We start from the raw sequence: 13,106 nt of genomic DNA on the forward strand, positions 1-13,106 counted from the left end.
GGTAATAATAATTAAACTAATAATAAGAGGGAATGAAAAATAATATTATAAGTTTAACTAAGTGTAAAAAATATAAATTATTGTAAAAAATCTATATAGTAATTGCTTTGCTTAATATGTATGATACGCTTTTATTAGAAAAAGTATATTAATAAAGGGGTATAAAAATGAAAAAAACTATGTTTTTAACTGGTTCTTTTTTAGCAAGTACGTTAGCATTCACTACTATTCAACAAAATGTTGATGCAGCTGAAACAAATAGTGTAACATCAAATGAATCGCAACAATCAACAACTTCGCAAAAAGCTCAATCAGAACGCCCTTATGGTGGTTTTCCTCCTACAGGAATGACATATGACCAATATAAGTTTTTTGAAGATAAGATGCCAAAACGATCTGAAGTATCAAAAGAGGAATATAACAAAATACTAAATAAAGAAACGCAAGCATTTGCTAGTCTTTATGAAACTACAATTTATGCGCCACAAAAAACATTTTACCCACAACATATCAATAGTATAGGCCAAACTCCTTATGCTGGATTAGCTCCTAAAGGAATGACAAATAATGAATGGGATGAATTAACACAAAGAATGCCTTTACTATCACTTTTGACAACGAAAGAATATAACAGAGTTAGCGATCATGAGACGCAAAGAATTGCTAATAAATATAATCACGTGATTTATGGACCTACAAAGACGTATTATCCACAAAAAGATACTTCACAAACTTCTCAATCAGAGAGCCCTTATGGTGGATTCGCTCCTACAGGAATGACATATACTCAATATAAATATTTTGAAGATAAGATGCCAAAACGATCTGAAGTATCAAAAGAAGAATATAACAAAATACTAAATAAAGAAACTCAAACATTTGCAAATATTTATGAAACTACAATTTATGCACCACAAAAAACATTTTACCCACAACATATCAATAGTATAGGCCAAACTCCTTATGCTGGATTAGCTCCTAAAGGGATGACAAATAATGAATGGGATGAATTAACACAAAGAATGCCGCTTTTATCAACTATGAAACCTAAAGAATATGAAAGAACTATTAATCACGAAACTCAAAGAATTGCTAATAAATATAATCATGTAATCTATGCACCACAAAAAACATTCTACCCACAAACTCAACACACACAAACAGTAAGTGATCATTCTAAAGAAACATTACCTGAAACAGGGCAAGGCCAACATGGCTCTCAATCTATTACATTAGGCGCAGGTGTTGTGTCTATGGTATTAGGAGTATTTTTAGTTAGTTATAGACGTGTTTTAAAAAAATAATATTAAGATTAATGATATAAAAAACACCACAAAAGTTAGGGGAGTCTAACTTCTGTGGTGTCTTTTTAACTTTAAAAGCATTTGTTTACTTATTTACTACTGAAATAAGTTTTTAAAGAAATCGAATGGAGATGATTTCTGTTGTGTTTTGTTGTCTTTAATCCCTTTAGTAACTGCATTTGCGAATTTAAAGATAGTTTTATTGTAATCATGAACGTTTTCTCTAGTGGAACGTGAGAAATCTTTGTTTTCGAAGAACTGTTGGCGATATTTTGTTGAAATTTCTAATTGTACACCAGAGCCTGATCCGTTTTGATTAATAATGTTGTGTTTAGAATCACCATTTACATAATTTGGGCTATCTTCAACGTTAAATCCTTTTTTCTCGAGTGCATTTTTAATGGACTTAGCCAATCCTTTGTCTTGACCACCAATGTATACAACCTTTTTATCTTCATCTAAGCCGTGGACGGAAACAATTGTTTTTGATTTTTTACTCATCTTTATCAGTTTGGGTTCGTCAAATGTAGTAGACGTGATGTGTAGTTTTTGGTTATCTGACTTTAATAAACCTTCAAAACTGTAAAGATTAAAGTCACCTTTTTTTGAGATAAGTTTCGCTAATTCTGAACTTCCCGGTTCGATACCGCCACCGTGAATTGCCGTTATCAGTATGTCGTTATTGTTAGAAGAAGTTGTATTGATTTTCCAATCACGGTACTCTTTCGTATGAGCTTTCATGTCTTTAAAGCTTTCATAATAATCGTGGTTAATTGGTTGATCGTTACGCCAGACATACAAAAAATATAAAGCGGATAATATGATGCCTACAATCACTAGCATCGTTAAATAATAAATAACGTTTTTAAATATATGATTCATTGTTTTCTCCAAAATATTAAATTTATTGACTACAAGATTATATCAAATATCTGGCAACCTGTGTTAAATAGTTTAATTACAGTTGTGTTAAGAAATTAAAAAATGATGAATTCTTTATAAAAAGAGAGTGATAAATATATTATTAAATTAAATAAAAATGTGTTTTAGTTGTCGAGTATCCAGGCGTAGTATAAGAAAAAGGGATTAAATTAAAGACTTTATAATTAAACCGATTAAATAAAATAGGCCAACAATTAAACAAATCGTGCCCAAACTGATTAGACTTTGTTTTATGCTCGTCTTTGTTTTATTGGTTAATGTCTTTTTAAATGATAATAAAACTATACCAATAACAATGAGCAATATTGCAAAAATCCACATACTATCTGCTCCTTTTTTAAAATTAATAAAGTAGTCGATTTCGTTAAGTTATGTCTTATTAATTAGATTAACATATGTATAAGTGAAACAATTAAAAAAGATGAGCGTACTGTTTGATTAAAAACAGATAACTCATCTTAGTTTGCAGTATGTGTATTTAGGATTGTAAAGAATGATGGTTCACGTCCTCGAAATCATAATTTTTTAATATTGTGCAGCCTAATGGATGATGACCATTATCAACATGTTCATTGATTTCTTCAAGGACATCTAAAATCTCATATTCTGGGGTAGTTACGTCGAAAGTATATTTAAATAAATGTTTGTTATCAGACATTACAGTGGCGATTAATTCATCATTTTGCATTTTATAATCTAATAATTGCATTGAATTTCTCTCCTTTTTTAAGAATACAACTGATTTTATTTCTAACCTAATTGAGAATGTGTGTCAGTTACATGTCTTATTGATTATAATAATTCTAATCTGACTCTTATTATACATTATATTTCATCAAATGTGGAGGGGTTTGCCTAAATTAAAGTCCATCATTTTAACGAAAACGGTTACGAATCGCTCCGCAATAAGGTTTTTACTTTCCGAATAATTTATAATAATTCTAAATAGTGAGTTGGATACTTGAGATAACAGCTAAAATATAAAAATCATTCTAAATTAGAAGTGATAAATTGAAGAAAAATTTGAGGTTATAAAATAAAAATAGCCACCAATATGATAATATTGGCGGCTGAAAAACGGATAAAGAATACCGTCTAAAGAGTAATATGTTCATGAATATAAAAGACGAGTAGTTTATACAAACTACAAATACAATATAGCAATTTTTATTATGAGTTACAACAAAACTGCTAATCATTTTTACAGAATAACTGGGTGTCATATTTAGAAAATTTAGATTAAATTGAATTTAAAATATTGGGCTCTCCCATATTGAGAAGGCTCTTGGAAGTTGATAACATAGATGAGGATGGAGGTGGAAAAAATGGAAGAAGTAATTACATTTATCACGATAACTTTAATGCTTATTTTAGTACCTGGTCCAGATTTCTTCGTAGTTATGAGAAATTCAATTCATTCTGGTAAAGCGAATGGAGCTATGGCAGCATTAGGTATAACTACAGGCCACGTTTGTTATTCTTTACTTGTTATCTTCGGAATTGTATTTATTTTAGCCAAAATGTATTACGTATTTTTAGCGATTAAGATTTTAGGTGCATGTTATTTAATTTATTTAGGTCTAAAAAGTATTTTATCAGCACGTAAGAGTATGGATTTTTCAGAATCTGAAACTCAATTAAAGCCTGATCGTACATCGTACTTTACTTCTTATCAACAAGGGTTTCTAAGTACGAGTTTAAATCCGAAAGCATTATTATATTACATAAGTATTCTACCTCAATTTGTTTCTGCAGGTGATGGCGCAACAGCGAAACTTACAATGTTGACTGCAATTACAACAACTGTTATTTTAACTTGGTTTATATTTTGCGTATTTATTTTCCAATACATTAAGAAGTTATTAACGCGCAGAAAAGTTAAAGCAATATTTGATTATACGATAGGTGCTGTACTTATAGCATTATCTATCAATTTATTACTAAGTAAAGGTTAAAGTTATTTAGAGCTTTAACAATTCAAAATGATGAGAGACTAAAATTCAATTAAGTGTCCACACTGGTTTATAGATTGAAATTAATCTGTAAACCAGTTTTTTATATCCGACCAATCATATTCATTTTCATAAGATAAAAATAAATTTTTATTTAAAAATTCAGTCGTCACAAATTGTCTACATACTTTTTAAAGATTTCCCCTATAATATGTACAGAAAGGTGGAATTTTAATTTGAAAAATAGTTTTAATCCATTACAAAGATTACATTTTTATGCAGCATTTTTCATTGCACCATTACTGATAACATTAACGTTATCAGGGATAGGTTTTTTATTTTTCCAAGATGTAGAAAATAATATTTATAAACATGAGTTTTTTGACAAAAGTAAGGTAGAGCATTATCAATCGCTCGATGACGCTGTGGAGGAAGTAGAGCATAAGTTTGAAGGGTTTTATATTAGTAAGGTGAGTATTATGTCTGAGCCTTATAATAGCCGAATAACGCTCGATGACATGGCAGGTAATCAACGCTATGTATATATTGATGATAATCATCAAATTGTAGCAGATCAAAATGCAAAACATACATATGCGAATGTGGTAAGAAGTATACATAGTTCACTTTATACGAATAATACGATTATTAATTATTTGGTAGAACTGACAGCGTGTTGGACTGTATTTATGATATTGTCAGGGTTGTTTATGTTATTTAAGAAGAAATTATTAAAAAATAATGCAAAACAACTGAGATTCCAGAAATTACATGCATTCATTGGGATGGTTATTGCGATTCCGGTGCTTATTTTAGTGATTACAGGATTACCGTGGTCAGGTTTTACAGGTGCCAAGCTTGCGAATATTCTAAGTACTTCTGGGACATTAGGGCAGTCTGAGCTCACTGTGAATCCTCCTAAATCAGATGTTAACGAAATACCATGGGCAACGAGAAAGAATAAGCAACCTGAATCGAAACATGCAGCCCATCATGGAACTGGAGAAATACCTAAAACGGATTTCAAAAAACAAATTTCCATTGATAAAGTGGTTAAAGCAGCTAAACAGAATGGTATGTCTAAACCTTATTCAATCGTTTACCCATCGAAACCAGAAGGCGCCTTTACACTGACGAAGAGTAGTAATACAGGTGTAACGGGGTTAGACGTATCTCCATACGATGAAAAGACGTTGTACTTAGATCAATATACTGGAAAGAACTTAGGTCAAGTGAAGTATCAAGAGTACGGCATCATCGGTAAGTGGTTTACGTGGGGCATCCCATTACATGAGGGACATCTCTTCGGTATTGCGAATAAGATTATCAATTTAATTGTATGTATCGCATTGTTATGTGCAATAGGATTTGGTTTTTACTCTTGGATTAAGAGAATGAAAAGTAGTAAAGTTAAAGTCCCTAAACGAGTGAAAAAGCCGATGTCTATTTCATTGTTCATCATACTTGTAATACTCGGGATTTTGATGCCACTCTTCGGTTTCTCACTCATCGTCGTATTTGCGATCGAAGGTTATTTATATCTCAAAGATAGAAGAGCAGGGCAAGGATAACTTAAATTAAATAAAAAGCACTGGCGTATTGATTACGCGAGTGCTTTTTATGTTACATCTTCATTTTATGAATTTTCATCATTAAACCGTGAGGAATATCATCGTGTTTCACGATTTCTTTTTTATAGAAACTCTCACCTTCATCTTTTGAAGCGAGTTTAACGAAATCACCTTTTTTAGGTTTGAAATCATCTTCTTTTTCTATTTTAACATTTTTCGTTACGAGACCATCTTTCTCGCTGACAACCTTTTCAGCAGTTGTACTGTCTTTCATATAACCATAATATGTACTTGATTGACTAGAGAACACCATCATTAATGTGAAGACAATCCCGATAATAGCCAGTACTAAAATAATAGGTAATGCAACTTTTTTATTCATTGAGTTTATTTCCTCCTTTTCACTCCATTTTAAATGATTCGAGCTATTTGTGTATTGTTTTAAACAAACTTTTATAATATTGTCATAATTTACATCTTAATATTGAAAAGTATATTTATAAAAAATACAACAGTATAAGATAACTTGATATACGAGCCGTTAAACAACTGTAAAATGTGAAAAAAGACGATATAACAGCAATTTTTGAGAAAAGTAACACCGTAAATCTCTGTTTGTCACAAACTTGTCAAAATTGTGTGATTGCTTTATTTGAACATTTGTAAAACCTTGGATATGATAGGGGTAGAGATATGTGTAAACTATTATGTAGTGTCTGCATATTGACAATTCTTATTATTTTATAACAGCTAAATATTTTAAGAGAGATGAGGAGAATTTCATGAAGATTTTTTTAATTCGTCACGGAGAATCACAATCCAACTATGATAAAAAACATGGGAAAGACTACTTTTGTGGACAAATGGATGTTCAATTAACTGAAAAAGGACTTCAGTCAGCCCAAGCTTTAAAAGAAGAATTTGAACAAAAAGATATTGACCGTGTTTATGTTTCTGATTTAACAAGAACAAAGCAAACGTACGGTGCAATATTCGATAAAGCCATTCCTACAACAGTAACGAGTACTTTAAGAGAGCGCTCATTAGGGTTGTTCGAAGGTACTTTAGTTAGTGACTTAAAGCAAAATCCAACATATTCAGCTTATTTTAATGATGAGAATTATAAATCATTTAGACATAGTTTCACTCAAAAGGCACCTGAAGGGGAAAGTTACACAGATGTATTAAACCGAGTGAAACAATTTTTCGAAAAAGAAGTTGACCCTTCTTTAGAAACCATCGCAGTCGTTGCACACCAAGTTGTAATTAGATGTATGATGGTATACTTAGGATATGATAAACAAGAAACAGCAATTGACCGTGAAGTTGACAATTGCGTGCCATACGTGGTGGAAAAAGATTATTAATTATTTATATGTATGAGAAAGATATTAGTCTAAACATTGGGATTATAGTTTAGATTAATATCTTTTTTATTTGTTATTTAATGTTTCATGAAATCCTTGAAATATAAAGTGAATATTATCTATGAAACTCCCCACGATGACCGCGGCTATTACATAGGTGACACTAAGTATAATCTTTTTATATGTGACGACACCGTACTTTTCTTCGGTTTCAAATATGTTATATGCGATACAAATAGCAGTGACGGCACCTAATAACATCGTGATAATCAAAGCACTAACCTCCTTATTCATTTATTTTTTGTTTTATCTAAACGTCCTTAACGATTTCTGTTTAGCATAACAAAAGTCATTTTCAGATAAAATATATGTTAAATTAAAAAACCTTACAATCATGTAAGGTTTTTTACAAATACAAAACAAAGTTTGATAAATGAATTGAGATAACGTACTTAAATACGATGGTTATCGTATTTACGGTGTCGAAGGAATGTCACCGTTTTGTAATTTTAATTCAATGTATAAACAAATTTATCTATCGCTTATATTTATTTATCAATTGCTTTCGTGTCAATATTTTTAGATTTAAGGAATTTTTTGATTTTGTCTTGTTGCTTGCCGTTAACGTCACCGGCGTATTTTGTAGAGACGTCCACGACATTGAGTTTGTTTTGTGGTTGATAGTCTAACTCTTCGATTTCTTGATCTGCATCTGCAATCGTACTATTAAGTGCTGTGAAATATTTAATAATGCGATCTACATTTTCTTTATAACCTTCTGGTAATGTGTTATTTTTTACAAACTTTTTAAAGCGAACGTCATTTTTAATTGCATTGTGTGATAATTTCGATAATCTTTTAGCTTGAGCATCAGTGATTTTCTTATCAGAAGTAGATTGTTTATCTAACTTGTATTGAATTTGATATTTATTATCTAAAATATCTGCGTTCGTTTCTAAGTATTTAGAAATCGCTTTATTCATTTCTTGCTCGCTAAGTTTTTTATCTTTTTTAGTAGAATGGAAGATATTATTTTCAGTTACTTTATCAACGTTTTTAGGTGCTTCGTGATTGTTAGGTTGTTGTTCATCTTTATTCGCACCAGGGTTGCCGCACGCTGTAAGAGTAACAGTAAATGCTATAGTTAATGCGGGGATAATTAATTTCTTCATAAAAACGTATTGCTCCTTTGTGATGTTGAGTTGAAAATGTTATTCAACAGTTCTATTCTTTTAAATTATAACCTAAGCGTATCACGTCAAGCTAACTATTTAAATGCGCTATAAATGAACAAGTGACAAAGTTTTGAACATCATATCAAATTACTTCGAATTCGTAAGCAATAAAGTGTAAATATTGAGTTTTAAAATATATTGAACAAAAAAACACGTTTCAAAGTAGTTGTATACTCTGAAACGTGTTTATTTCTAATATGATAGGGGGGTGATTCTTCTTAGGTATTAATGTCTGATAATATAATCAAAGGCATTAAGTGCTGCATTAGCACCTGCACCCATTGAAATAATGATTTGTTTGTTGCGATCGTCAGTTACATCGCCTGCCGCAAAAATGCCTGGCACGCTTGTTGCGTTCTTACGATCAATCATAATTTCTTTTGCCTCATTTAACTCAACATAGTTATCTAACCATTCAGTGTTAGGCAGTAGTCCGATTTGTACGAAAATACCTTCTAATTCTAATGAATGTAGTTCTCCAGTTGATTTGTCTTGGTATTGTAGACCAGTTACGGAACCTTCACCTAATACTTCAGTTGTTTGAGCATTTTTAATAACCTTTACATTTGATAATGAATTTAATCTTTCTTGTAATACGTTATCAGCTTTTAATTCTGGATTTCGTTCTAATAACGTAACGTTTTTAACGATACCAGCTAAGTCAATCGCAGCTTCGACACCTGAATTGCCGCCACCAACGACAGCAACATCTTTGTTTTCAAATAAAGGACCATCACAGTGCGGGCAGAATGCGACACCTTTATTGATTAGCTCGTCCTCACCAGGTATTTCAAGTTTACGCCAACGTGCACCTGTTGAAATGATGACAGTTTTACTTTGTAATTGAGCGCCATTATCTAGCGTTACAGTAATACCATCGTCCTCTTTTTCGATACCGTCAGCACGAATACCTGTCATGATATCCACATCATAGTGATTGATGTGATCTTCTAAAGCTGATGAAAACTTAGGACCATCTGTTTCTTTAACGGTAATGAAGTTTTCGATTGCTGCTGTATCATTTACTTGGCCACCGATGCGGTCAGCAACGATACCTGTACGCAAACCTTTACGTGCAGTGTAAATAGCAGCACTACCACTTGCTGGTCCTCCACCAAGAATTAAAACATCATATGGGTCTTTATTGTCGAATTCTGCAGGGTCAGCTTGGCTGCCTAAACTAGATAAAATATCTTGAACAGTCATACGACCGTTACCAAATTCTTCACCATCTAAGAAAATAGCAGGCACAGCCATAATATCTTCAGATTCTTCTCTGAAAATAGCACCATCAATCATTGTATGAGTGATATTTGGATTTAATAGACTCATTAAATTTAAAGCTTGGACAACGTCAGGGCATTTTTGACAAGTAAGACTAATATAAGTCTCAAAATGTAGCGGACGGTCGAGTGCTTTGATTTGATCAATGACTGATTGCTCTTCTTTTGGTGCACGACCACTTACTTGTAGAATTGCGAGTACAAATGAGTTGAATTCATGCCCCATCGGAAGACCAGCAAACGTGATACCACTTGATTCATCAGGTCTATCTACTGTGAAACTTGGTGTACGTTTAAGGTCTGCCTCTTCAACAGTGATGCGTGATGACATTGACGCTACTTCATCTAATAATTCCTTTAATTCTTTAGATTTATCATCTGAACCGTAGCTAGCTTTGAATACAATGTCACCTTCCATAAGTTGAAGTAATTGTTCTAATTGTGATTTGAGTTGTGCTTCAAGCATTTAAATCAATGCCTCCTTAGATTTTACCTACTAAGTCAAGACCAGGTTGTAATGTTTCTGAACCTTCTTCCCATTTTGCTGGGCAAACTTCGCCTGGGTGTTGACGTACATATTGTGCTGCTTTGATTTTGTCTACTAAGTTACTTGCGTCACGGCCAATGCCACCTGCGTTGATTTCAGTAGTTTGAACAACGCCATCTGGATCGATTACGAATGTAGCACGTTGTGCAAGACCGTCTTCTTCATCTAATACGTCGAAGTTACGAGTGATTGTTTGAGAAGGGTCACCAATCATTGGGTATTGAATTTTGCTGATAGCATCTGAATGATCGTGCCAAGCTTTGTGTACGAAATGAGTATCAGTAGAAACTGAATAAACGTTTACGCCTAATTCTTGTAATTTGTCGTATTGATTTTGTAAATCTTCTAATTCAGTTGGACATACGAATGAGAAGTCAGCTGGATAGAAGCAAAGAACGTTCCATGAACCTTTTAAGTTTTCATCTGAGATTTCGAAAAACTCATCTTTCTTTGGATCAAAAGCATTTGCTGTGAATGGTAAAATTTCTTTATTAATTAAAGACATAAAAACATCCTCCTAAGAATTCAGTAATTTTGATTTAGAATTATTATAATATAGATTATCATAATTACTTATTTATAATAATTCTAATCTTTCGTTATCTATTATTGCATTTAGTTATGATTTCGTCAATCTAAAAAGCTCAAGTGCCACTTCATAAAAGCTAAAGCAGATGCCACTTAATCTCGCGGTTGCTAATCAATCTCATTGATATTGAACTTGAGGATAAGTGGCATCACTTTAAATTATTTATCAAATGTGTCTTTGTGTTCTCAACTGTATTAACTTAATTGAGAAGATTTTTATATTTTATACGGAACGGTATAGTTAGATGCTTTCAAAAGGGAAGGCTATATTATCTATCCCAATATCTAGCTCTATCAAATGCATTTACGATTGTTGCTGGATCATTTGAAACGAATACGCCTGGTGCACTTAATGAAAGTTTAGAATTTTGTAATCTTTGTGCTGCTTCTTCGTTAACAACTAATGGTTTGTTGTGTTTGTACGTAAGCTCTGCAAATTCTTCTACTTCTGGTAATAAATCTTGACCATTAGCGTATACCATTAAACTATCAAATAACGTTGGGTGCGCTGTATCGAATGTTTCAGTGATACCGAAGTCTTCTGAAATGTTGCGTGGTTGTTTACCAACGAAAGCATAGTTTAATTTGTTATCAACGAATGTTTGAGCATATGATTTTAATGTTTCTTCATCAATATCATCGTTGATTAATACTGCAACAGAATGTCCAGGTAATGGAATATCGAATTTTTCCATTGTTAATTTGCTATCTTTAGCGTCTGATTGAACTTCTTCGTTTTCTTCTGGAACTTCAACGCCAATGTTATTAGCAACGCGTTCAGCAAGTTCGCGATCTACTTTGTTTAATTGATTAACAGCGTTTTGTTTAACCATGATTGATTTACACATACCAAGTTCAAATGAGAAACCATCTACTGTATGATCAAATTCAGGTTGAGTTAAACTATTTAAGTATAGTTTAGCTTGGCTATAGTAATCTTTAAAGCTTTCGCTACGTTTTCTGATTTTGTGTCCTTCTACTTTTTCTTGATAGTGTTCATAGCCGCCTTCTTCTTTTGAAGAAGTATGAGGCTCATTATTGTTAAGTGCATTTTTATGATAAGCGACTTGACCTTTGTGTACGTTCATTTGGTGCATTGCATCGCGTTGGTTGTTATGAACTTCGTTGACCGGGCGGTTGATAGGGATTTGGTTGAAGTTAGGACCGCCAAGACGAGAAATTTGTGTATCAGTGTATGAGAATAAACGACCTTGTAATAATGGGTCATTTGAGAAATCAATACCAGGAACAATGTGACCAGGATGGAAAGCAGCTTGTTCAGTTTCGTCGAAGACATTTGAAACGTTTTGGTTTAATGTCATTTTACCAACGATTTTTACTGGTACTTGATCTTCTGGCCAAATTTTTGTTGGATCTAGAATATCAAAGTCGAAGTCAAATTCTTGTTCGGGTTCAATGATTTGTAAACCTAATTCCCATTCTGGATAGTCGCCTTTTTCGATTGATTCATAAAGGTCTTTACGATGGAAGTCTACATCTTTACCATGTAAGATTTGTGCTTCATCCCAAACGAATGATTCTAAACCGTGTACAGGTTTCCAGTGGAATTTAACGAAATAAGATTTTCCTTCACTGTTTACGAGACGGAAAGTGTGTACACCGAAACCTTCAACTTGTCTGAAGTTTTTAGGGATACCACGGTCACTCATTGCCCAAACTGCAGTATGAGTTGACTCTGGATTTTGTGCGAAGAAATCCCAGAAAGTATCATGAGCTGAACCACCTTGAGGCATTTCATTATGAGGTTCTGGTTTAACTGCGTGAATTAAGTCAGGGAATTTAATAGCATCTTGAATGAAGAATACAGGAATATCATTACCTACTAAATCGAATATACCTTCATCTGTGTAGAATTTTGTAGCGAAACCTCTTACGTCACGTACTGTGTCAGGTGAACCTTTTGAACCTTGTACAGTTGAAAAACGTACAAAGACTGGTGTTGTCTTATCTGGGTTTGTTAAGAAATCTGCAGAAGTGTATTTTGAAAGGTCTTCGTATACTTGGAATTCACCGTGCGCACCGAAACCTCTAGCATGAACGATACGCTCTGGAATACGTTCGTGGTCGAAATGCATGATTTTTTCTCTGAAGTGAAAGTCTTCTAATAAACTAGGACCACGTTCTCCAACAGTTAACGTGTTTTCATCTTCATTTACTTTAACACCATTATTCGTAGTCATTGCGTCGTTATCATTTTGTTTAGTGACTTTATTTAATTGTTCTTGTTTCTTATTAGTCATAATACCCCTCCTTGATTATATATTTGTTTTTCCACGCATTTGAAATTAAGAAACAT

Annotated in this window: 13 protein-coding genes; 4 read left to right on the forward strand and 9 right to left on the reverse strand. The window is 32.8% G+C overall.

What is annotated here, in order from left to right; translation table 11 throughout:
- The first annotated feature begins 167 nt into the window (after positions 1-167).
- Positions 168-1,304, forward strand: a complete 1,137-nt coding sequence (locus QQM35_RS03610) for a hypothetical protein (protein WP_251521356.1) — start codon at positions 168-170, stop codon at positions 1,302-1,304.
- A gap of 96 nt (positions 1,305-1,400) precedes the next feature.
- Here the strand turns inward: QQM35_RS03610 and QQM35_RS03615 are convergent, their stop codons facing one another.
- The 3 genes from QQM35_RS03615 to QQM35_RS03625 form a co-directional block, all read right to left on the reverse strand.
- On the reverse strand, positions 1,401-2,186 hold the full coding sequence (locus QQM35_RS03615; protein WP_251521354.1) for a poly-gamma-glutamate hydrolase family protein: 786 nt from the start codon (positions 2,184-2,186) through the stop codon (positions 1,401-1,403).
- 204 nt (positions 2,187-2,390) lie between these two features.
- Positions 2,391-2,567 (reverse strand): hypothetical protein, encoded by a 177-nt coding sequence (locus QQM35_RS03620; protein WP_251521352.1) that lies wholly within the window; start codon positions 2,565-2,567, stop codon positions 2,391-2,393.
- Positions 2,568-2,724: 157 nt separating this feature from the next.
- Positions 2,725-2,955 carry a hypothetical protein gene (locus tag QQM35_RS03625; RefSeq protein ID WP_251521350.1) on the reverse strand — a complete coding sequence of 77 codons (231 nt, stop codon included), beginning with the start codon at positions 2,953-2,955 and terminating at the stop codon, positions 2,725-2,727.
- Positions 2,956-3,571: 616 nt separating this feature from the next.
- Between QQM35_RS03625 and QQM35_RS03630 the strand changes: the two genes are divergently transcribed.
- Together QQM35_RS03630 and QQM35_RS03635 are read left to right on the forward strand one after the other, a co-directional pair.
- Positions 3,572-4,201, forward strand: a complete 630-nt coding sequence (locus tag QQM35_RS03630) for a LysE family translocator (RefSeq protein WP_251521348.1) — start codon at positions 3,572-3,574, stop codon at positions 4,199-4,201.
- A gap of 233 nt (positions 4,202-4,434) precedes the next feature.
- On the forward strand, positions 4,435-5,769 hold the full coding sequence (locus QQM35_RS03635; protein WP_251521340.1) for a PepSY-associated TM helix domain-containing protein: 1,335 nt from the start codon (positions 4,435-4,437) through the stop codon (positions 5,767-5,769).
- Positions 5,770-5,821: 52 nt separating this feature from the next.
- Here the strand turns inward: QQM35_RS03635 and QQM35_RS03640 are convergent, their stop codons facing one another.
- The gene (locus QQM35_RS03640) at positions 5,822-6,151 is read right to left on the reverse strand and encodes a DUF4889 domain-containing protein (protein ID WP_251521338.1); all 330 of its coding nucleotides are present in this window, start codon (positions 6,149-6,151) and stop codon (positions 5,822-5,824) included.
- 400 nt (positions 6,152-6,551) lie between these two features.
- On the opposite strand from QQM35_RS03640, the gene QQM35_RS03645 reads away from it, so the two are divergent.
- Entirely contained in the window at positions 6,552-7,136 is a 585-nt protein-coding gene (locus tag QQM35_RS03645) for a histidine phosphatase family protein (protein ID WP_251521336.1), read from the forward strand.
- Between the two features lie 66 nt (positions 7,137-7,202).
- On the opposite strand, the gene QQM35_RS03650 is transcribed toward QQM35_RS03645, so the two are convergent.
- From QQM35_RS03650 to QQM35_RS03670, 5 genes are all read right to left on the reverse strand, one after another.
- Complete coding sequence (locus QQM35_RS03650; RefSeq protein ID WP_251521333.1) at positions 7,203-7,409, reverse strand: hypothetical protein; 207 nt, start codon at positions 7,407-7,409, stop codon at positions 7,203-7,205.
- A 275-nt stretch (positions 7,410-7,684) separates the two neighbouring features.
- Positions 7,685-8,308, reverse strand: coding sequence for an NDxxF motif lipoprotein (locus tag QQM35_RS03655; RefSeq protein WP_251521330.1), 624 nt, complete (start codon positions 8,306-8,308; stop codon positions 7,685-7,687).
- 288 nt (positions 8,309-8,596) lie between these two features.
- Positions 8,597-10,120 (reverse strand): alkyl hydroperoxide reductase subunit F, encoded by a 1,524-nt coding sequence (gene ahpF, locus QQM35_RS03660; protein ID WP_342610506.1) that lies wholly within the window; start codon positions 10,118-10,120, stop codon positions 8,597-8,599.
- 16 nt (positions 10,121-10,136) lie between these two features.
- Entirely contained in the window at positions 10,137-10,706 is a 570-nt protein-coding gene (ahpC, locus tag QQM35_RS03665) for an alkyl hydroperoxide reductase subunit C (protein ID WP_251521325.1), read from the reverse strand.
- A gap of 352 nt (positions 10,707-11,058) precedes the next feature.
- A complete protein-coding gene (locus tag QQM35_RS03670; protein ID WP_251521322.1) occupies positions 11,059-13,050 on the reverse strand; it encodes a catalase in 1,992 nt (663 codons plus the stop codon).
- Positions 13,051-13,106: the final 56 nt, after the last annotated feature.

Origin of the sequence: Staphylococcus hsinchuensis, from assembly GCF_038789205.1 — a bacterium.
GTDB lineage: Bacteria > Bacillota > Bacilli > Staphylococcales > Staphylococcaceae > Staphylococcus > Staphylococcus hsinchuensis.